Source organism: Actinomadura sp. NBRC 104412 (assembly GCF_030269515.1).
GTDB lineage: Bacteria > Actinomycetota > Actinomycetes > Streptosporangiales > Streptosporangiaceae > Spirillospora.
The window spans coordinates 145,176-166,162 of record NZ_BSTM01000013.1; the positions used below are offsets into that span (position 1 = coordinate 145,176).

Sequence of the window (20,987 nt, forward strand, 5' to 3'; positions counted from 1 at the left end):
CGCCGCATGACATCGGAGACCGTGAACTCGCGGATCCTGCCCGGCCAGGCCGTGGACGCGGACAGCTTCCGCGGGGCGCTGGCCCGGCACGCGGCGGGCGTCGTCGTCATCACCGCGTCCCGTTCCGGCGACGGCGCGCCGGTCGGGCTGACCGCGACGTCGTTCTCCTCCGCCAGCCTGGACCCGCCCCTGGTGTCGTTCTACGTGGACCGCTCGTCCACGACCTGGCCGTCCCTGCGCACCGCGGACCGTTTCGCCGTCAACATCCTGGCGGGCGACCAGTCCGTGCTGGCCGACCGCTTCGCGCGCCGGGGCATCGACCGTTTCGCGGCGCCGACCGCCTGGCACCTGGACGAGGCGCACGGCCTCCCGTTCCTGGACGGCACCTGCGCCCAGATCGTGTGCCGCCTGCACACCACCCTGGACGTGGGCGACCACATTCTGGTCGTCGGCCTGGTCACCGCGGTCGAGGCCCACGAAAACGACCTTCCCCTCCTCTACCATCGGGGCAGGTACGGCCGTTTCCTCCCCACGAAAGAGCGGCCATGAAAGCCCGGATCCTGACGTTCAACACGCTTTTCCGTGGCCATTCCCGAGCCCGCATCGGCGCTCTGGGGCGCCTTCTTGAGGACTCCTCTTACGATGTCGTCTGCCTGCAGGAGGTGATGTCGCCCGCCAACCTCGCCTTGCTGCGCCGCACGGCGAGGTCCTTCACGCATGTCGCTCACGGCACATCGTTTCCGCTGGTCAGGGGAGGTCTGGTGATCCTGTCCCGGCTGCCGGTCGTCCAACATCGGTTCCGGGCCTTCACCTTCGCCGGTCCGGCCCGCAAGGAGTGGGTCATGCGCAAGGGGATGCTCGTGGCCCGCGTCCAATTCGCGGACCGGACCGTCACGATCCTCAATACGCATCTGTCGGCGAACATGAACGACGATTGGTCCCCGTCCAACTCCTACGCCAAGGCGCAGCGCTCCGAACTGGACGAGCTGGCGGCCCTCATCGCCCGGCTCGGCCCCGCCGACCCTCTGGTCGTCCTGGGCGACTTCAACGTCCCCCGCGGATCCGGTCTCCTCCGGGATTTCGCCCGCTCCGCCGGGCTCCATGACGTTCTGATGGGCGACACCGAGCCCACCTTCCGCCCGACCCCCGAATACCCCGACACCAAGCCCCTGGACCAGATCTTCACCCGGCCCGCCATGGCGGCGACCACACGCCTGGTCTTCCAAGACGAGGTTCCGCTTCCCGACGGCCGGTCCATGTACCTGTCCGACCACTTCGGAATAGCGGCGACCTTCGCCTGAACGCTTTTCTCCGGCGCCCCTGGTCGTTTCTCATCATTCCGTACCCGCGCGAGGCCGCGTGGCCGGAGGATGGTCACGGCCGTCGAACCGAGGAGAAGGGGCCGGATGATGACGGACGTCCAGGTCGAGGAGCGCAGACCGCAACGGGTGATCAGCGTCCGGAAGACGATACCGATCGCCGACCTGACCAAGGAGCAGGGCGACAGCCTGCATCGGCTGTGGCGCCTGCTGCGCGACCGTGGGGTGACGCCCGCCGGTCCGCCCTTCGTCCGCTACCACACCTTCGGCGACACGCACACCGACGTCGAGACCGGCGTGCCGGTGGACGCGGAGATCACCGGGGAGGGGCCGGTCACCGCGGGCGAGCTGCCCGGCGGACGTGCCGTGGTGACCGAGCATCTGGGCGGTCACGACCGCCTCGGCGAGGCGTACCAGCGCATCGAGGAGTGGCTGGCCGCCAACGGCGAGGCCGGCGGGCCGGCCTGGGAGGTCTACCACTGGATCGACCTGACGCGGGAGCCGGACATCCCCTCCTGGCCCGCGCCGGACGACTGGCGCACCGACATCGTCCAGCCCATCAAGTAGGCCGGACCCGTCCGGCGGCCCACGCGGCGGTGGACGCCGGCGGTGGGGTGCGCGCTCCGGTTTTCCAGCATGTGGGAAGGGGTGTTCCGCCTGGTCGGTGCGCGGGGTCACGATCGTTCCTGCCGAATCGGAAGGAGCGCTTGTGTCGAGTATTCCGCGGGACCAGTGGTACGTGGCCGCGTTCGGGTACGAGATCGGGAACGAGCTGTTCAGCCGGACGATCTGTGGCGAGTCGCTGCTGTTCTGGCGTACCCGGGCCGGGACGGTCACCGCCGTGTCCGACCGATGCGTGCATCGCCGCTTCCCGCTGTCGCAGGCGCCCAGCCGCTTGGTGGACGACCAGGTGGTGTGCGGCTACCACGGCTTCACCTACGGGGCCGATGGCGTCTGCGTCGCCGTTCCCGGCCAGACGCGGGTGCCCCGGACGGCCCGGCTGAAGACGTATCCCATCGTGGAGCAGGACGGCTTCGTGTGGGTCTGGATCGGCGACCCGGCCAAGGCGGACCCGGCGCGCATCCCGCGGGCGCCCTGGCTGGACTCGCCCGACTACACCACGGTGTCCGGCATGGAGCCGCTCAAGGCGCGGTTCGGGCTTCTGGTGGACAACCTGCTCGACCTCTCGCACGAAACGTACCTGCACGGGGGCTACATCGGCACCCCGGAGGTCGCCGCCACCCCGATCACCACGGAGGTGGACGAGGAGGCCGGCATCGTCCACGTCTCCCGGCACATGGACGACGCGGAGTGCCCGCCCTTCTACGCCAAGTCCACCGGCCTGACCGGGCGCATCATGCGCTGGCAGGACATCGAGTACACCCCGCCCTGCCTGTACAAGCTGCACTCGCGCATCGCGCCTCTCGGGGTGCTGCCCGGCCCCGACGGCGACCCCGACGCCTTCCACGTCGAGGTCGTGTACGCGATCACCCCCGAGACCGAGCACTCCACCCACGACTTCTGGGCCGTCGCCCGCGACTTCGCCCTCGACGACCAGGCCGTGTCCGACTTCCTCGAGGACAGCAACCGGACGGTCGTCCTCCAGGACGTGGAGGCGCTCGACGTCCTGGAACAGGTGATCGCGAACGAGCCGGAGGGGTACCAGGAGCTGTCGATCAACATCGACACCGGCGGCCTGGCCGCCCGCAGGATGCTGGCCAGGATGGCCGGGCGGGACGCGGCACCCGCCGCGCGGCCGACGTGACGGCGATGGACCCGGTCCGCATGCTGTCCGGACGCGCCGTGATGCGCGTGGTGTGGCTGCCCGGCAGCGACCTCCTGGAGGGCACCTGTCATTGCGGGGCCTCGTACGTCGCGGAAGGTCCCCTCGACGTGTGGGCGTGGCTGTTGGGCCACCCGGACGGACATCACGCGCGGGACTCCGGCCTGCCGGAACCCGTGGGCGCTGGAGCCGTCCGATGAGCCTGGAGGCTCCCGATCGCAAGCTCGTGGTCCTCGGCCGGGAGCGGGTCGCCGACGGGGTCGTGGCGCTCGACCTGGCCGATCCGGACGGCGCCGAGCTGCCCGCCTGGACACCGGGCGCGCACATCGACCTGGTCCTCGGTGACGGCCTGGTGCGCCAGTACTCGCTGTGCGGGGACCCCGCCGACCGCACGGCGTGGCGTATCGCCGTCCTGCGCGAACCGGACGGCCGGGGCGGCTCGGCGGCCGTTCACGACGAGCTCCATCCCGGGACGGCGGCCATCGGCCGCGGCCCCCGCAACCATTTCCCGCTTCACCCGGCGTCCGGCTACCTGTTCATCGCCGGGGGCATCGGCATCACCCCGCTCCTGCCGATGCTGCGCGCCGCGGACGCGGCGGGCGCGGAGTGGCGGCTGGTCTACGGGGGGCGTACGGCCGCGTCCATGGCGTTCGCCGGAGAACTCGCGACCGCTTACGGCGATCGGGTCGAGCTGCGTCCCCAAGACAGATACGGGCTGCTCGACCTGGACGCCCTTTTGGCCGACGCCGCGGAGGACACGCTCATTTACTGCTGCGGACCCGAACCCCTGTTGCAGGCCGTCGAGCAGCGGTGCGCCCGAAGGCCGTCCGGCACCGTGCACATGGAGCGCTTCGTCCCCAAGGACGCGGGCGATCCGGTGCGGGCCGAGTCCTTCGAGGTCGAGCTCACCCTCACCGGGCGTACGCTGACCGTGCCGCCGGGAAGATCGATCCTGGAGGTCGTGGAGGAGGCGGGCGTCCAGGTCCTGTCGTCCTGCCGGGAGGGCACCTGCGGCACCTGCGAGACCACCGTCCTCGGCGGGACGGTGGACCACCGCGACTCCCTCCTCACCCCGCAGGAACGGGACGCCAACGACACCATGTTCATCTGCGTCTCCCGCGCCACCTGCCCGAAGCTCCTGCTGGAGCTGTGACCCTCCGGGAGCCCCCATGCCGGTATCCGCTCCGCAGGGCGCGGCCGTACGCGCCGAACGGCCCGGGCCCGTCCTGGACCGCGCGCTGCAGATCATCGGCGCGTTCACCACGGACCGGCGCGCGCTGACGCTCAGCGACCTGGCCCGGCATACCGGGCTGCCGGTCTCCACCGTCCACCGCATGGCCACGAAGCTGGTGGCCTGGGGCGCCCTGGAACGCGACCAGGCCGGCCGGTACACCATCGGGCTGCGCCTGTGGGAGATCGGCTCACTCGCTCCGCGCGGCCTGGGCCTGCGCGAGCGCGCCCTCCCCTACCTGGAGGACCTGTCCCAGGTCACCCGCGAGAACGTGCAGCTCGCCGTGCGCGAGGGCATCGAGCTGGTGTTCGTCGAGCGGATCGCCGGCAGCCGGGCGGTGCCGGTGCTGACCCGCGTCGGCGGCCGTTTCGCGCTGACCGCGACCGGGGTCGGGCTCGTCCTGCTGGCGCACGCGCCCGCGGACGTGCAGGAGGAGGTCCTGGCCCGGCCGATCACGCGGTACACCGCCCTGACGATGACCGATCCGCACCGGATCCGCGCGGCGCTCGCCGAGGCCCGCGCCCGCGGGTACGCCGTCAGCGACCGCCAGGTCACCATGGACGCCCTCTCCGTCGCCGTCCCCATCCATGACACTCAAGGCGAGGTCATCGCGGCGCTGTCCCTGGTCGTCCGCCACGGCACCGCCCAGCCCCGCACCCTGGCCCCTCTGCTGCGCACCAGCGCCCGCGCGATCTCCCGGGCCATCTCCCGCGCGTGACCTCCGCCCGCCCGGCGGGTGCCAGGATGGGATGAGGCCGGAACGGGGGGTGCGTGCGTGGTCAGGTTGGATCGCCTGGTGAACGTGCTGGGCGGTTACGGGGTCCGGCTGGTCTGCTGCCCGGTCCCCCGAGCCACCGAGCTGCGCGGGGTGGTGATCCCCGAAGGACCGGCCGGCCGGGTCGTCGTCGGCGACGTCCTGCTGGCCGTGGGCGCCGGGTCCGTGGAGGAGGCGGTGCGCTGGGGGGTCGCGGCGAAGGCCGTCGTGGTGCTGGTACGGGCCGGGGAGGGCGACGCGTCCGCCGGGGAGGCGGAAGGCGTCGCGGTGATGGTGGTCGACTCGGAGGTCTCCTGGAGCGAGCTCGCCGGGGTCGTGTACGGGCTGGTGCTGGAGGGACGCGAGACCGAGTCCGGGCGTGGGCCGACCGACCTGTTCGCGCTGGCCGACAGCCTGGCGGACGCGGTCGACGGCGCGGTGACCATCGAGGACCGGCTGTCGCGCGTCCTGGCCTATTCGAGCCTCCAGCAGCACGCGGACCCCGCGCGCGTGGAGACGATCCTGGGACGGCAGGTCCCGGAGCGGTTGCGCGCGGAGTTCGAGGCACGTGGCGTGTTCGCGCACCTGGAGGTGTCGGACGAGCCGTTGTTCGTGGCCGCGGACGCGAAGTACGGGCTGACGGGCCGGATGGCGGTCGCGGCGCGGGCCGGGCGGGAACTGCTGGGATCGGTGTGGGTGGCGTGCGACGAGCCACTGGACGGCCCGCGGCGCCGGGCGCTGGTCGAGGGGGCGCGGACGGTGGCGCTGCATCTGCTGCGGTCGCGGGCCAGCGCGGACCTGGAGCGGCAGGTCGAATCCGACCTGGTGATCCGCCTGCTGGAGGGGACGGCCGACGCGGCGACCGTGGTCAGCAGGCTCGGGCTGCCACCGGGACCGGTGCGCGCGATCGCCGTCCGCCCGCGGATGGCGGCCGAGCGGCACGCCACGCGCCCGGATGACGACCACGCGGCGCTGCTGCTGGCGTTCGAGCGGGCGACGACGGGCTTCGGCTGGTCGCGGCCGGGGCGGAGCGCCCTGGCGGGGAACACCCTGTACACGCTGCTGCCCGGGGAGGACGCCGCCGCCGGACGGCGCTGGGTGGCCCAGTTGCGCGCCACGCTGCCGGCGCAGGTGACGGTGTCGGCCGGGATCAGCGCCACGGCGGCGACCCCCGACCTGCCCGCGGCCCGGCAGGAGGCCGACGAGTGCCTCGCCCTGCACGAGCGCCGCTCGCCGGACGCGGCGCCCCCCGCCTATGACGAGGCGTGGAACGACATCCTGCTGCAACGGCTCCGCACCGCCGCGCGTACCGGCCGCGTCCCGGCCCGGGGACCGGTGGCCGAGCTGCGGCGGTACGACGAGGAGCACGCGACGCGATACCTGCCGACGCTGCGGGCGTGGCTGGAGGCCCAGGGCGACCATGCGCAGGCGGCGGCGCGGCTCGGCGTGCACGAGAACACGGTGCGCAACCGGCTCCGCAAGATGGAGGCGGTGACCTCCCTCGATCTGCGGGACGCCCGCAAGCGCCTGGCCATGATGGTCGAGCTCGCCATCGCGGACGAGGGCGGGCCGCCGGAGGAGTAGAGATCCCACACCGGCAGGGTCCTCGATTGTGGGACTTCCACAGCCACGTTGGGCCGTGTCTGGACGACACTCGTTGAGTAGGGCATCGCTCGCGGTGAAGGTCGTGGAGGTCTCGGAATGGTCGGCGACGGACAGGCCGGCGGACGTACCGGCGGGGCGCCCCGTTCGGCCATCGTGGTCGGCGCGGGCGTCGTGGGCCTGTCGACCGCGTGGTTCCTCCAGGAGCACGGGGTCGAGGTGACCGTCGTCGACCGCACCGGCGTGGCCGCGGGCGCGTCCTGGGGCAACGCGGGCTGGCTCGCGCCTGGCCTGACCATCCCGCTGAACGAGCCCGCGACCCTGCGGTACGGGCTGCGCTCGATGCTGCGCCCCGCCGCTCCCCTGCACATCCCCTTGACCGCGGACCCCGGGCTGTGGAGGTTCCTGGCCCGGTTCGCGGCGCACTGCCGCAAGTCGGCCTGGACGCGGGCCGTCCAGGCCGGCCTCCAGCTCAACGCGGACGCGCTGGCCGCCTACGACACGATGACGGCCGGCGGCGTGCGCGCCACGACCGTCCAGGAACCGATCATCGCGGCGTTCCGCACGTCCGAGCAGGCCGGGGAGCTGCTGGCGGAGCTGTCCCGGATGCGGGAGGCCGGGCAGCCGGTCGAGTACGACGCGGTGCCGGAGCGGGACCTGCGCGAGCTCGCGCCGCTCGCCTCCCGGGAGGTGACCGCGGGCGTACGCATCGACGGGCAGCGCCGCCTCGACCCCGGGGCCTTCGTCAACGCCCTCGCCGACTCGGTCGCCGCCCGGGGCGGGCGCATCGACCGGATGGACGTCGTGGACGTCCGCGGTCACGACGGCCAGGGCCGGGCGCGGGTGCGCTCGCGCGAGGACACGGTGCTGAGCGCCGACGCCGTGGTGATCGCGACGGGGGCGTGGATCTCCCGGCTGCTGGCGCCGCTGGGCATGCGCGTGCCGGTACGGGCGGGACGCGGCTACTCCTTCACCGTGCCGGTCGACCGTCCCGTCCCCGCGCCGGTGTACCTGCCGGCCGAACGGGTGGCCTGCACGCCGTACCGGGGAGCGCTGCGCGTCGCGGGCACGATGGAGTTCCGCGGCCCGGACGCGCCGCTGGACCGGGCGCGGGTGGACGCGATCGTCGCGTCGGCCCGCCCGCTGCTGGACGGCGTGCGCTGGGACGAACGGCACGATCTGTGGGTGGGGCCGCGTCCGGTCACCCCGGACGGCCGTCCCCTGATCGGGGCGCTGCCCCGGCCGGGCGTCTACGTCGCGGGCGGCCACGGCATGTGGGGCGTCACGCAGGGCCCCGCCACGGGACGCCTGCTCGCCGAACAGATCGTCACCGGTGAGCGCCCACCGGCCCTGCACCTGCTGGAGCGCCTCCGCTGAGCGAGCGGTAAGCCGCACCCAACACCCGCACACCCCCGGTCCATCCGGTTCCGGGAGCGTTCCCGTACGTCTTTGATCCGAAGAGGAGGGCTCATGCCCGCATGGTTGACACCGGAGGCCGCCGACCGGCTGCGGAACGAGCTGGCGGCGCTGACCACCCCCGGCCGGACGCCGGACTCCGCTGAGGAGGACCTCACCTGGCGGCACGAACGCGAAACCCGCATCCAGCAGATCCGCGATCTGCTGGACGACGCGGTGATCGGCCAGGAGCCGCCGGACGACGGGGTGGCCAAGCCCGGGATGGTGCTCACGGTCCGATACGACGACACCGGTGACACCGAGACGTTCCTGCTCGGCATCCGCGGGGCCGAGAACGGCGACCTGGAGGTCTACTCCCCCGACTCGCCGCTGGGCGCCGCGCTGACCGGGGCGCGCCAGGGCGATCGGCGCACCTTCCACGTCCCCAGCGGCGCGGTCCTGTCGGTCACCCTGCTCAGGGCCGTGCCCTACGGGCGGCACCGGTCCGGGGAAGCTCCGAGGCCGGCTCGTTGACCCGCGCCAACATCGTGCGCGGCCTGCTGGCGGTGGCGGTGCTCGCCCTGTCGGTGCTCTTCGCGCTGACCGAGCCCGCCAAGCTGGGCCTCGACCTGCGCGGCGGCACGCAGATCGTGCTGGAGACGCAGGACACGCCACGCGCCAAGGCGGACGCGGCGTCCACCGATCGCGCCCGCGAGGTGCTGGAGCGCCGGGTCAACGCCCTGGGCGTGGCGGAGTCGTCGCTCACCCGTTCCGGTGAGCGGCGCATCATCGTGGAACTGCCCGACGTCCAGGATCCCGCCCGCGCCGCCGAGACGCTCGGCCGGACCGCCCAGCTCACCGCCCACCCCCTTCGCGCCCACGACGGCGGCGCGCCCCGCGCGGGGGAACGGGTCCTGCCGGACGAGCAGGGGCGGCCGGTGCTGCTCGGCCCGGCCGCCCTCACCGGCGACGGCATCGGTTCGGCCGACGCCGGATCGGACCCGCAGGACCTGGCGGGCTGGTACGTCACCGTGAAGTTCCGCGGCGACGGCGGCCGCGCCTGGGAGCGGCTCACCGCACGCGCCGCCTGCGCCTCGGGGGACGAACGGCGCATCGCCTTCGTCCTCGACGACCAGGTCATCTCGTCCCCGCAGGTCGCGGAGGACGTGCCGTGCCGGGTCGGGATCACGGGCGGCAGCACCCGGATCACCGGGGACTTCACCGCCGCGCGGGCGCGCGATCTGGCCGCGCTCATCCAGGGCGGCTCGCTGCCCGTCCCGGTGAAGATCATCGAGCAGCGGGTGGTGGGCCCCACGCTCGGCGCGGAGGCGATCGAGGCGAGCTGGCGGGCAGCGGTCATCGGCGTCGCGCTGACCGGCCTGTTCATCGTCGCCGTGTACCGGCTGGCGGGACTGCTCGCCACCGTCGCCCTGGCCTGCTACGCGCTGATCTCGTACGCGGCGCTGGTCATGCTGGGCGCCACGCTGACGCTTCCGGGGCTGGCCGGGTTCGTCCTGGCCGTCGGCATGGCGATCGACGCCAACGTGCTGGCGTTCGAGCGGGCACGGGAGGAGTACCGGGCGCGGCCACGCCGCGGCGTGCGCGCGGCCCTGGTCACCGGGTTCGACAGGGCATGGTCGGCGATCGCCGACTCCAACGTCACGACCCTGCTGGCCGCCGCGCTGCTGTTCTTCCTGGCCTCCGGGCCGGTGCGCGGCTTCGGCGTCACGCTGACCATCGGCGTCATCGCCTCGATGATCTCGGCCATGGTGCTCGGCCGCGCCCTCACCGAGACCGTCATCGGCCGCCGTGCCGTGGCGCGCCGTCTCGCGGCGACCGGACTGGGCGGGCCCGGACGGCTGCGCGCCTGGCTGGACCGCCGCGACCCCGACCTGATGCGCCACCGGCGGCTCTGGCTGGCGATCTCCGCGCTGGTCGCGGTGACGGCGGTCTCCGGGATCGCCGTGCGCGGCCTGGACCTCGGCGTGGAGTTCACCGGCGGGCGGCTGGTGGAGTACTCGACCAGCCGTCCGGTCGACATCGACGACGCCCGCGCCGCGGTGTCCTCGGCCGGGTTCCCGCGGGCGGTGGTGCAGACCTCCGGCACCGCCGAGATCACGGTGCGCACCCAGGAGCTCACCAACGCCGAGGAGAGACGCATCCACGACGCGCTGTCCGGACCGGGCGGCACGGTCACCAAGCAGCGCGATGAGCTGATCGGCCCCACCCTCGGCGCCGACCTGCGCCGCCAGGCGGTGATCGCCCTGGCCGTGGCGCTCGCGGCGCAGCTCGCCTACCTGGCGATCCGGTTCCGCTGGACGTACGCGGCGGGCGCGGTGCTGGCGATGCTGCACGACATCGCCATCGTCACCGGCGTGTTCGCCTGGCTCGGCAAGCCGATCGACGGGATCATCCTGGCCGCGCTGCTGACGATCATCGGGTACTCGGTGAACGACTCGGTCGTCGTGTTCGACCGCGTCCGGGAGCTGCGACGGGCCGATCCCGCGGCGCCGTTCGCCCGGATCGCCGGGCGCGGCGCGCTCCAGACCGCTCCGCGCACCGTCAACACCGGCATGGGCGCGCTCTTCATCCTGACGGCGCTGGCCGTGCTGGGCGGCGACTCGCTCACCGACTTCGCCGTGGCCCTGCTGATCGGCATCGTCGTCGGCACGTATTCCAGCGTCTTCACCGCGACCCCGCTGGCAGTCGTCCTCCAGAACCGGGCCTCACGCCATCGGCCAGGGCCGGGAGGGGACGTCCCGGAGCCCGCCCCGCGGGCCTCTACCCGCCTTGCCGGCGGACCATCTCGGTGATCCAGATGGGTGCGTACGGGGACGTGCAGCCCGGGGGCGTCGGGTAGTCCTTGAGCACTTCCAGGCGCTCGCCGATGTCCATCGCGCGGGCGCGGTGCTCGGCATGCTCGATCCCGATCTGCGCCAGGCAGTGGTTCATCGCCCATTGCAGGCGCTCCGGGGCGTCCTTCATCTCCGCCTCGATGACGTCGAGCAGTCCCGCCAGGTCGAGGCCCTCGGGTTTCTTCGCCACGCGTTCGGTGGTCAGCGCCCAGCCGGCGCTCGCGACCGCCGGATCCGGATCGGCGAGCCACGCCACGCGCAGCTCTTCGGCGTGCCGGTTCTTCTTCACCACGTAGTTCACGAGCCAGTCGTGCACCTTGGGCGCGTGCGCCTGGCGCAGCATGGCGTCCAGCTCGTCGCGCTCGAACGCCTTCGGGCGGCAGATCAGGATCGCGAGCAGCCGCGCGGCGGTGTCCTCGGTCTCCCAGAGCCCGCGCGCCAGGTCCGGCCGCGTCTTCAGCCGCTTCGCGAGCGCCCGCAGCTTGCCGAGGTTCACACCGTGATCGTCGCCGTGCCTCTCGTTCACCGCGCGGACCTTCGGGTCCTCCAGCGCGGCCAGCTCGGCCATCACCTCGGCGACCGTCGTCTCGGTCAACGTCGTCTCGGCCATCTCAGCCTCCCATCCGTCGCCGGAGCCAACAGCGTAAACCTACGGGCGGGCGGCGGTGCTGGTTTCGAGTTCGCGGCTGAGGCGGTGCAGGCGCAGGGCCAGTTGCACTTCCAGGGTGCGGTCCGGGCTGTTCCAGTCCACGCCCAGGAGGCGTTTCACGCGGTCGAGGCGCTGGGTGACGGTGTTGGGGTGGATGTGCAGCCTCTTGGCGCTGGCGGCGAGGCTCTGCCCGGTCGCGAAGTACGTTTCGAGGGTCTCCACCAGCATGGTCGAGCGCTGCCGATCGTGCTGGATGACCGGGCCCAGCGTCCGGGTGACGAACTCGGAGGCGGACGCGCCGCCGCTCAGGAGCAGCCCCGCGTACCCGAGGTCGGCGGCGGTGGCGGCGGTGCCCACCCGTTCCAGCCTGAGGAGGGCGTGCGCGCAGGCCAGCGCCTCCTCGTAGGCGGCGGGCAGGTCGGCGGGGTCGTCGACGGGTCCCGCGGCGCCGACGGTGACCGGCGCCCCCAGGCGCGTGGTCATCGAGCGCGCGATCCGGCGGCCCGTCATGGACGGGTCGTCCGAGGGGACGACCAGCACCGCCCGGCCGTCCCGTACCGTGCTGAGACCGTCGCTGGCGGCCGCCAGGTCGGCGGCGGCCGAGGCGAGGCTCCGCCGGTTCTCCACCCGGACGTGCGCGACGACGACGGCGTGCCGCCGCCGCGGCCGGTAACCGATCCGCAGGGCCCGCTCGGCGAGCGAGGAGTACGTGCCGGGGTTGGGCATGAGGAGGTCGTCGAGCAGCTCGCCGCGCACCCTGGCCTCCGCGGCGGCGAGGTTGCGGCGGAACAGCTGGAGGAGGGACGCGACGACGGCCGCCCGTTCCAGCAGCCGCCTGTCCAGGTCGCCGACCTCGCTGGACGTGGCGGGCGGCGCCCAGACCAGGGTGCCCAGTGTCTCGGTGCCGGCCGCGAGGCCGGTGACCCAGTGCGTCCCGTCGTGGACGCCGCCGACCGTTCCGCCGGAGTCCACCGCCGCGACGGACATCTCCTTCAGGGCCTCCTCGGACGCCCCGGGCGTCCAGGCGACGGGCGTCTCGAACTCGTCGAAGACGGCGAGGGCGCCGCCGAGCCGGTCGCTCACGGCGGTCACGACCTCCTGGAGGCCGCCGCCGCGCAGCACGATGTCCATGCTCTGGTCGTGCGCCGCGACCGCCCGGTCCTGGTCGGCCGTGCGCCGGAGGAGGTCCTCGTTCTCCTGCCGCAGCGCCGCCAGCGCCCGGTTCTGCTCCTGCCTCGACCGCGCCCGCTCGATGGCCGCCGCCGCGAGCTCGGCGAACGACCCCAGGAGCGCGATGGCGTCGTGGGAGAACCGGCCCGGTGTGCGGTTCGAGGCGAAGAGCACCCCGATGACCTTGCCGTTGCGCAGCGGCACGCCGACGATCGACACCTGCCGCTCCGCCCTGACCGACGCGTCGACCACCGGATCGTGCGTCAGCCGCTCGTCCTTGAAGTAGTCGGGCGTCCAGAACGGCGTTCCCGTCGCGGCGACCCTGCCCCCGATGCCGACCCCGAACGGGATCCGGACGTCCTTCCACGCCGAGGACGTCGCGCCGACCATCACCCGCATGCGGGTCGCCCGGTCCTCGTCGTCGTTCAGGCTGAGATAGGCCATGTCGCAGCCGAGCAGCCGCTGCGCCTGCCCGACGATCAGGGTCAGGACGGCGTCGGGGTCATCGCGGTCCTCCGCGAGCTCCTTCGCGCACTCGACCAGCGCGCGCTGCTGCTCATGGCGGGCACGCTGCTTCTCCAGCGTGTCGTGGAGCTGGAGCGCGAGCGTGTGCTCGGCCTGCAGCTCCTCCGCCTCCTCGGGTGAGGCGGCTTCCGCCACCGCGTCGCGGAGGACCTCGTCATAGAGGGGAAGCGGCGCCCCCTCAACGAGAAGCCGGAGAAAACTGCGCCCGTTCACAACCCCTCGCTCCTGCCAACGCGGGCTCGTCGCCCCCCGCCAGCAATGACTGAGCGCATAGTCACTGGTGAGGATGCTTTTGTCAAGGCTCATCGCGAGCGGCGGCATCCCCACCATGCCTCCATTTCTTGGGAGGCGCATCGGGCTCAAGGGAGGCGAGGGTCGCGGATGGCCAGACGGAAGGCCCGGTTCACCCCGCAGGAGCTGGCGGTGGACCCCCGGCTTCGGGACCACTCCCGCGAGCTGTGGAGGGAGAAGCTCGATACCGTGCAGCCTCGCGCCCAGGCCCGGGCGCCGAACGGAACCACAGGACGACGGCGAAGAGTGGCCCCCACCACGTAGCCGCGCCCGTCCCGGTCGAGCAGCGTGGCGTCCAACACGGGCTTGATCCACCAGTCCGGTGTCCCACCCCCCTGGGAGCTGCACATGCCGACGCTTCGCAGATCATCCGTCGTCTCGGCCTTGCTCGGGTCGCTCCTCGCGGTCCCTCTGGTCACGGCGGTCCCGCCCGCGCACGCCGACTCCCGTTGCGCCAACCCGCACAAGGTCCGCGTCCCAGGCGCCGAGCGGCAGGTCGCCGCCTGCCTGGACGACCTCACCACCGCCGGCACGGTCGCCTCCGGGCACACCGATCGCACCCAATGGGACGGGCTGCACGCCGCCGGCACCCGGAACCCCAGCGGCGTCCCGGGTGTCCAGATCGACGGCTACTTCCCCGACACCTCCACGTTCAACACCACCCACGGCTGGAACCACGACTCCCAGTTCGTGATCCGGCTGCCGAAGCGCTGGAACGGCGGGCTGGTGGTCTCGGGCGCGCCGGGGACGCGACGCCAGTACGCCAACGACGCGACCATCTCCGACTGGGTCCTGGCCAAGGGGTACGCGTTCGCGTCCACCGACAAGGGCAACAACGGCGCCGAGTTCTTCAAGGACGGCAGGCGCCCCGGTGACGCCGTCCTGGAGTGGTACCACCGGATGACCCAGCTCACCGTCGCCGCCAAGGCGACCGTCGCCCGCCACTACGGCAGGTCCCCGCGCAGGACGTACGCGGCGGGCATCTCCAACGGCGGCCAGTTGGTGCGCTGGGCCCTGGAGAACCATCCCGAGCTGTACGACGGCGGCGTCGACTCCGAAGGCACGTTCTGGCCGCGCCACGGCGTGTCGAACGCGCTGGTCTACCTGCCGGTGGCGCTGCGCAACTACCCCAAGTACAAGGCGACCGGCGATCCGGCGGCGCACGCGGCGATGATCAGGGCGGGCTTCGCGCCGGGGTCGGAGTTCCTGTGGGACTTCAACTACCAGCTCCTCTGGGACGGCACGCAGCGCATCTACCGCGAGGAGGTCGACCCGGCCTACGACGGCGACCTGGAGGCGGGCATCCCGTTCTGCCAGAGCGGCACGCCGAACTGCGACGCCGACTACGACTACCACTCGCGTCCCAGGAGCGTGCATCAGGCCGTGAAGCGCGCGTCCATGTCGGGCCGCATCGGCAAGCCGCTGATCACGGTGCAGGGGACGCTGGACGCCCTGCTGCCGATCAAGGTCCATGGGGACGCGTACGCCGCGTTGATCCGTTCACGGGGGGCGGGGGCGCGGCATCGCTACTACCGCATCGAAGGGGCGTCGCACCTGGACCTGGAGTACGACATGTTCCCCGACAGGATGCGGCCGTTGCTGCCCTGCATGCGGACCGCCTTCGAGGCCCTCGAACGCTGGACGGCACCGGGCGGCGGCCAGGCGCCGCCGCGCAGCGCCACCATCCCGCGCCAGACCTCGGGCGACGTGGTGAACAGCTGCTCCCTGGGCTGACCCGACCGGTACGACGACAACGGCGGCGTACCCGGCGCCAGGTGATGGTCGCCGGGCACGCCGCCGTCAGTGGTGCGTCCCTCCCAAGGCCGTCAGCCGAACTTCGGGGCGTCCACCTCCTCTGACGGCCCGTGGTACATGGCGTTGAACAGCATGGTGATGGTGCCACGCGACCAGGTGCGATACGTGACCTGCGTCCCGGCGATCACGACGCCGCCCTCGCCGACGTCGAAGGAGACGACGTCGGCGAGCCCGTGCAGCTTGTCGGCGCCCGCGCCGTAGCCGCTGCGCACCAGCCGGGGCCGCTTCCTGGTGGAGCCGGGGACGTTCAACGTCTACGTCGGCGACAGCTCCACGGCGGGCCTGGGCGGCTCCTTCCGGGTCACGTCCCGTTGAGGCATCGCCGTATCCCGGGCTGAAGCGGTCAAATTCTGACCGCTTCTCCTGCGACCCTGGTCGTGACCGAGACGATCGGGAGAAAGGGGTCACGATGCCCGATGATCGGCCGATGGGCGAGGCGCGGTGACCGTTCTGGACTCACGGGCGCTCAACCGCGCGACGCTCGCCCGTCAGTTGCTCCTCGACCGCGCCGCCCTGCCGGTCCTCGACACCGTCGCGCACCTCGGCGGGCTCCAGGCGCAGGAGCCGCAGGAACCGTTCGTGGGGCTCTGGTCACGGCTGCGCGCCTTCGACCCGTCGGCGCTGTCCGACCTGCTGGTCGAGCGGCGCGTGGTACGGACCCACCTCATGCGGCGCACCGTCCACCTGGTCACCGCCGAGGACGTCCTGGCCTGGCGGTCGCGGCACGACGCCATGCTGCGGCAGCGCGTGCTCGGGGTCTACCGACGCGAACTCGCCGGAGTGGACCTCGACGAGCTCGCGGCGGCCGGACGCGCGGTCGTGGCCGACGGCGAGCCACGCTCCGTGAGCGAGCTCGCGCGGGAGCTCGCCGACCGCTGGCCGGAGCCGGGGCCGCGCGCCCTCGGGGAGATGCTGCTCGCCCTCGTCCCGATGGCGCAGGCGCCGCCGCGCGGGCTGTGGCGCACGAGCGCGGGCGTGCGCAACGTCGCGATCTCCCGCTGGCTGGGGCGCGAGGCCGACCCGCCGGCGCCGGACGGCTCCGACCCGGTCGGCCAGGCGCTGGTACGGCGCTATCTGGCGGCGTACGGCCCCGCCGCGTCGGCCGACCTGCGCGCCTGGTGCGGGCTCGCGGGGCTGCCGGCCGCGGTCGCCGCCGTACGAGGGGAGCTCGTCACCTTCAAGGACGAGCGCGGCAGGGAGCTGCTGGACCTTCCGGACGCGCCCCGCCCCGACCCCGACACACCCGCCCCCGTGCGGTTCCTGCCGGCGTTCGACAACGCGATCCTCGGCTATCACGACCGCGGCCGGATCATCGACGACGCCCATCGCGGCCTGTCGGTCGCCGGGGCCCGCGTCGTCCTGGTCGACGGCCGGGTCGCCGCGACCTGGAGCGTCGAGGCCGGTACCGTCGTGGTCGCCCCGCTGCGGCGCTTCTCCCTGGCCGACTGCGCCGCCGTGGAGGAGGAGGGACGGGCGCTCGCGTCGTTCCTCTCCAACGGGGAGAGCGACCGCGTACGGATCGACGCGTCTCCCCACTGAGCGGCGAGCATCCGCCGTGCGCTGTCAGGAAGGCGTCGTCTTAGAGCCGCCCAAGGAATGGGCAAGTCCCTCCACCCTGCGACCCGTCGTCCGTAGGGTCCGCTGGCGTGGCCCATGCGGGCGCGACGACGAGGTGGGGGGACGTCTTGAGCCGACGCTGGAAGGCCGCCCTCGCGGCGGCCGGATCGATCGCCGCCGTGACGGCCTGGCCTGTCGCCGCCGGAACCGCCGCGTCCGGCACCAGCGGGCGGGCGGACGGTGGCGAGCGCTGGGTCCTCGTCCGGCACGAGGGCTTCGACCGGTCGCCGGGGGTGGACCGCGCCCCGTGGCGGCGGGACCCTCACGGACCTCGCAGCCCGTGGCACGTCGACGCGTTCGACGACGACGGTGAGGCGTGGAAGGCGATCAGCGGGCCGCTGTTCGCACGGCAGCTCGGCCGGTTCGGGGTGTTCCGCAAGCGGGTCGCGTTCGGCCGCGACGGGTGGCTGACCGCCGAGGTCGCCGCCGTGGACAAGGACCGCGACGGCCGTCCCGACTCGCGGCCCGGCCTGTCGGCCGCGACCCTGCCGGACGGGCAGCGGGTCGCGAGGATCCACGAGCCGAGCTGGGACGCCGGGGTGCTGATCCGGCCCACCCGCCCGCTGCCTCCCCGCTACCGCGTGGAGATGACGCTGCGCGGCATCGACTTCGGCGGCAAGCGGGGCGGCACCTTCGACTACGACGGCAAGCACAACGGCTACACGAGGGAGCCGTGCAAGACCCGGTACCCGTGGACGTTCCAAGGCGCGCTTCCCGGCAAGACGCGCTGCGAGTACCCCGACGTGACACGGGAGAACGGGTTCTACTACCTGACGATCCTCGACTACGCGACCCCCGCACCGCACGGCAACCCCGGGATCCACTACCGGCGCAAGGTCATCATGGACGGCTACTACAGCGACGACGACCGCTGGAAGAACGCCGGGACCTGCGACCCGAGGACCGGGCGGATCTACCGGACCTTCGAGGGCACCTTCAACGGCGTCAACGCGCTGTTCGCACGCGGCGACAGGTTCCGCGAGACCGCCAACAACAACGTCAGCAACGAGTACTACATCAAGACCCGCTGCGGGAACGTCTCCATGGACGGGCCGTACGGACCGGGCGGGCGTTTCCGAGGGCACCTCACCAGCGCCGAACTGCGCCCGGAACTCCTGCCGAAGGCCGCCTACCGCTTCGCCGTCGAACGCGACCGCACCGGCTACACGCTCGAGATGAGCGGGCCGTTCCTGCACATCGGGCAGGCCACACTGCGCGTCCACCACGACTTCGTGGAGGACGGCCGTCCGATCTGGCACTACAACCAGACCCCCGGCGAGTACGACGGCCGCTTCGACCGCAGGCTCACCCACACCGGCCCGGCAGGGACCTACACGACCGAGCACACCTGGCCCAAGGGCTCGGCCTACCCGGACTCGTTCATCATCGGCGACCCGCACCTGAACTACTACGAGGGCTCGGCGTACGTCGACGACATCCGCCTGTACGTCCCCGAGAACCGGCCCCGGGCATGAGCGGCGCCCGCCTCACCGTACGGGCGTGTCCGCGCTCCCTGCGGGGAACTCCTCGATGCCGAGGACCCGCAGCAGTTCCAGCCGTTCGCGGGTCTCGGCGTCGGCCGGGGTCAGCACCAGAAGTTGCTGGGCCTGGTCGGGAGTGACCAGGGTCTCGCAGTCCAGCACCAGGGTGCCCACTCGCGGGTGCAGCAGGGTCTTGCGGTCCGCGCGCCGGATCGCGACCTCGTGCTCGGCCCACAGCCCGCGGAACTCCGCGCTCGCGGCCCGCAGGCGGTCGACGAGCCCCGCGACCGTGCGGTCGCCGGCCCGCCGGCCGGCGACCGCGCGCAGGCCGGCCACGAGCTCACGGGAGTGATGATCATGATCCTCGCGCGGGGAGACGGCGCGGGCGGCGGGGTCGGTGAACCAGCGGTACACGACGTACCGCCGGTCTCCGGAGAAGCCGGTGTGGTCGCCCATCAGCAGGACGGACGCCCGGTTCTGGGCGAGGACCTCCCCCAGGTCGGACAGCACCAGGGCAGGGGTGTCGCCGAGCAGGTCGAGCATGCGCATCAGCCCGGCCCTGGCCAGGCGGGCCACCGCGTCGCTGGGCGGCGGCCGGTGACCGGCCAGGTGGAACAGGTGATCGCGCTGGTCGCCGGACAGGCGCAACGCCCTGGCCAGCGCGCCCAGCAGGTGGGGGGACGGCTGGCTGCTGCGGCCCTGCTCCAGGCGCACGACATAGTCCACCGACATGCCGGCGAGCATCGCCACCTCTTCCCGGCGCAGGCCGGCGGTCCGGCGCCGCGGGCCGTCGGGCAGGCCCACCTCGGCCGGACGGATCGCCTCGCGGCGGCGGCGCAGGAAGTCGGCGAGCAGGTCACGCTGCATGCCTCCATCCTGCCTCGCGGCTGACGGTCCAGGCAGGGAGCGGCTCTCCCATGATGAACGCTCCGCTTTCACGCGTCCCCACCAAGGGCACAGGGTGGAACGGCAGCAGAACGGACGACAGCGTGAACGAGGAGAGCATGATGCAGATACGGAACCTGGGCCGGATCGGGCCGGCCGTCTCCGCGCTGGGCCTGGGCGCGATGGGCATGTCGGGGGCCTATGGCGCGGCCGACCGCGCGGAGAGCATCGCCACCGTGCACGCCGCGCTGGACGCGGGCGTCACCTTGATCGACACCGGCGACTTCTACGGCATGGGCCACAACGAACTGCTGCTCGCCGAGGCGCTGCGCGGCCGGAATCGCGACGACTACGTGCTGAGCGTCAAGTTCGGCATGCTGCGCGGTCCAGGTCCGCACTTCGGCGGGCACGACGGCCGTCCCGAGGCGGTGCGCAACTTCCTGGGCTACTCGCTGACCCGGCTGGGCGTCGATCACATCGACATCTACCGTCCCGCCCGGCTGGACCCGGCGGTGCCGATCGAGGAGACGGTGGGCGCGATCAAGGAGATGGTGGAGGCCGGATACGTGCGGCACATCGGCCTCTCGGAGGTGGACGCGGCCACGATCCGCCGCGCGCACGCCGTGCACCCGATCGCCGACCTCCAGATCGAGTACTCGCTGATCTCCCGGGCGATGGAGGCGGAGGTGCTGCCGACGCTCCGGGATCTCGGCATCGGGCTGACCGCCTACGGCGTCCTGGGCCGCGGCCTGATCTCCGGGCACTGGACCCCCGGCCGCGCCGCCGCCCCCGGCGACGCCCGCGCCTCCAGCCCGCGGTTCTCCAGCGGGAACGTGGAGCACAACCTCGCCCTCGCGGACGCGCTGCGCCCGGTCGCCGAGGCCAGGGGGTGCTCCGTCGCCCAGCTCGTCATCGCCTGGGTGGCCGCGCAGGGCGAGGACGTGGTGCCGCTGGTCGGCGCCCGTACCCGCCGGCGGCTCGACGAGGCGCTGCCCGCGCTCGACCTGGAGCTCACCGCCGACGACCTCGCCGAGATCGAGAAGGCGGTGCCGCCGGGCTCGGCGCGCGGCGACCGGTACCCGTCCGCGTTCATGTCGGGCCTCGGCGTGGGGAACTGAGCCGGCCCGGAAGGCGGTCTGGGCGGTGCCCGCCCTCGGCGGGGCGGGCGGGTGCCGTCAGCGTTGCCGCCCGACACCGGCCTGGGCCAGGATGTACGTGATCGCGTCCTCGCTTATGTCGAAGCCCTTGTACTTGCGACGGCAATAGGCGTGGATGCGCTCCACACCGTAGCCCGGATCGTGCGCCAGCCGGACGATCTCCTCCTGGATCCACTGCGGCGGAAGCAGTTCCGGCGGCACCGGAGGCGCCGGCCGCTGCGCCCGCACGACGAACTCGGGGCGCTCGCCGGTGTCGTCGTCGTGGACCATGACCATCGCCTCCCGTTCACGACGCTAGGAACGGCGGACGCCGCGGGTCCACGACGGATGGACGGCATGACCGTGCCGACCCTTGGCGTGTCACCGCCCGTTAAGCCATCGGCGTGCCACCCGGGATGGCAGGATCCACGGCGCACGCTGAGGAGCCGGGACCGGGCGCAGCACCGGCCGCCGGCGGG

Annotated in this window: 19 protein-coding genes; 14 read left to right on the forward strand and 5 right to left on the reverse strand. The window is 72.9% G+C overall.

Going from position 1 to position 20,987, the window contains the following annotated elements:
• The first annotated feature begins 6 nt into the window (after nucleotides 1–6).
• The 10 genes from QSK21_RS18405 (at nucleotide 7) to secD (ending at nucleotide 10,897) form a co-directional block, all read left to right on the forward strand.
• Entirely contained in the window at nucleotides 7–549 is a 543-nt protein-coding gene (locus tag QSK21_RS18405; RefSeq protein WP_285697309.1) for a flavin reductase family protein, read from the forward strand.
• On the forward strand, nucleotides 546–1,301 hold the full coding sequence (locus QSK21_RS18410; protein ID WP_285697311.1) for an endonuclease/exonuclease/phosphatase family protein: 756 nt from the start codon (nucleotides 546–548) through the stop codon (nucleotides 1,299–1,301). Before QSK21_RS18405 ends, QSK21_RS18410 begins: the two co-directional genes overlap by 4 nt.
• A gap of 105 nt (nucleotides 1,302–1,406) precedes the next feature.
• A complete protein-coding gene (locus QSK21_RS18415; RefSeq protein WP_285697312.1) occupies nucleotides 1,407–1,886 on the forward strand; it encodes a GyrI-like domain-containing protein in 480 nt (159 codons plus the stop codon).
• Between the two features lie 142 nt (nucleotides 1,887–2,028).
• On the forward strand, nucleotides 2,029–3,084 hold the full coding sequence (locus QSK21_RS18420) for a Rieske 2Fe-2S domain-containing protein (RefSeq protein ID WP_285697313.1): 1,056 nt from the start codon (nucleotides 2,029–2,031) through the stop codon (nucleotides 3,082–3,084).
• Between the two features lie 214 nt (nucleotides 3,085–3,298).
• Nucleotides 3,299–4,255 carry a PDR/VanB family oxidoreductase gene (locus QSK21_RS18425; RefSeq protein ID WP_285697315.1) on the forward strand — a complete coding sequence of 319 codons (957 nt, stop codon included), beginning with the start codon at nucleotides 3,299–3,301 and terminating at the stop codon, nucleotides 4,253–4,255.
• Between the two features lie 16 nt (nucleotides 4,256–4,271).
• Entirely contained in the window at nucleotides 4,272–5,051 is a 780-nt protein-coding gene (locus QSK21_RS18430) for an IclR family transcriptional regulator (protein ID WP_285697317.1), read from the forward strand.
• A 57-nt stretch (nucleotides 5,052–5,108) separates the two neighbouring features.
• Entirely contained in the window at nucleotides 5,109–6,671 is a 1,563-nt protein-coding gene (locus QSK21_RS18435; RefSeq protein ID WP_285697318.1) for a PucR family transcriptional regulator, read from the forward strand.
• A gap of 117 nt (nucleotides 6,672–6,788) precedes the next feature.
• On the forward strand, nucleotides 6,789–8,066 hold the full coding sequence (locus tag QSK21_RS18440; protein WP_285697319.1) for an NAD(P)/FAD-dependent oxidoreductase: 1,278 nt from the start codon (nucleotides 6,789–6,791) through the stop codon (nucleotides 8,064–8,066).
• Nucleotides 8,067–8,159: 93 nt separating this feature from the next.
• The gene (locus QSK21_RS18445; protein ID WP_285697320.1) at nucleotides 8,160–8,618 is read left to right on the forward strand and encodes a GreA/GreB family elongation factor; all 459 of its coding nucleotides are present in this window, start codon (nucleotides 8,160–8,162) and stop codon (nucleotides 8,616–8,618) included.
• Nucleotides 8,615–10,897: a protein translocase subunit SecD gene (gene secD, locus QSK21_RS18450; protein WP_285697321.1), complete on the forward strand. Its 2,283-nt coding sequence runs from the start codon at nucleotides 8,615–8,617 to the stop codon at nucleotides 10,895–10,897. Before QSK21_RS18445 ends, secD begins: the two co-directional genes overlap by 4 nt.
• Here secD and QSK21_RS18455 read toward each other — a convergent pair.
• Complete coding sequence (locus QSK21_RS18455) at nucleotides 10,866–11,549, reverse strand: DNA alkylation repair protein (RefSeq protein ID WP_285697322.1); 684 nt, start codon at nucleotides 11,547–11,549, stop codon at nucleotides 10,866–10,868. The genes secD and QSK21_RS18455 overlap by 32 nt on opposite strands.
• A gap of 39 nt (nucleotides 11,550–11,588) precedes the next feature.
• Nucleotides 11,589–13,496, reverse strand: coding sequence for a helix-turn-helix domain-containing protein (locus QSK21_RS18460; protein WP_285697323.1), 1,908 nt, complete (start codon nucleotides 13,494–13,496; stop codon nucleotides 11,589–11,591).
• Nucleotides 13,497–13,922: 426 nt separating this feature from the next.
• Here QSK21_RS18460 and QSK21_RS18465 point away from each other — a divergent pair, with 426 nt between their 5' ends.
• A complete protein-coding gene (locus tag QSK21_RS18465; protein ID WP_285697324.1) occupies nucleotides 13,923–15,308 on the forward strand; it encodes a tannase/feruloyl esterase family alpha/beta hydrolase in 1,386 nt (461 codons plus the stop codon).
• Nucleotides 15,309–15,400: 92 nt separating this feature from the next.
• Here the strand turns inward: QSK21_RS18465 and QSK21_RS18470 are convergent, their stop codons facing one another.
• Nucleotides 15,401–15,640, reverse strand: coding sequence for a hypothetical protein (locus QSK21_RS18470; protein WP_285697325.1), 240 nt, complete (start codon nucleotides 15,638–15,640; stop codon nucleotides 15,401–15,403).
• A 190-nt stretch (nucleotides 15,641–15,830) separates the two neighbouring features.
• Between QSK21_RS18470 and QSK21_RS18475 the strand changes: the two genes are divergently transcribed.
• Nucleotides 15,831–16,928, forward strand: a complete 1,098-nt coding sequence (locus QSK21_RS18475) for a winged helix DNA-binding domain-containing protein (protein ID WP_285697326.1) — start codon at nucleotides 15,831–15,833, stop codon at nucleotides 16,926–16,928.
• Between the two features lie 146 nt (nucleotides 16,929–17,074).
• Nucleotides 17,075–18,481 carry a hypothetical protein gene (locus QSK21_RS18480; protein ID WP_285697327.1) on the forward strand — a complete coding sequence of 469 codons (1,407 nt, stop codon included), beginning with the start codon at nucleotides 17,075–17,077 and terminating at the stop codon, nucleotides 18,479–18,481.
• A gap of 12 nt (nucleotides 18,482–18,493) precedes the next feature.
• On the opposite strand, the gene QSK21_RS18485 is transcribed toward QSK21_RS18480, so the two are convergent.
• On the reverse strand, nucleotides 18,494–19,354 hold the full coding sequence (locus QSK21_RS18485; protein ID WP_285697329.1) for a helix-turn-helix transcriptional regulator: 861 nt from the start codon (nucleotides 19,352–19,354) through the stop codon (nucleotides 18,494–18,496).
• A 122-nt stretch (nucleotides 19,355–19,476) separates the two neighbouring features.
• Between QSK21_RS18485 and QSK21_RS18490 the strand changes: the two genes are divergently transcribed.
• On the forward strand, nucleotides 19,477–20,490 hold the full coding sequence (locus tag QSK21_RS18490) for an aldo/keto reductase (RefSeq protein WP_352231293.1): 1,014 nt from the start codon (nucleotides 19,477–19,479) through the stop codon (nucleotides 20,488–20,490).
• Between the two features lie 57 nt (nucleotides 20,491–20,547).
• On the opposite strand, the gene QSK21_RS18495 is transcribed toward QSK21_RS18490, so the two are convergent.
• On the reverse strand, nucleotides 20,548–20,799 hold the full coding sequence (locus QSK21_RS18495) for a hypothetical protein (protein ID WP_285697331.1): 252 nt from the start codon (nucleotides 20,797–20,799) through the stop codon (nucleotides 20,548–20,550).
• Between the last annotated feature and the right edge of the window lie 188 nt (nucleotides 20,800–20,987).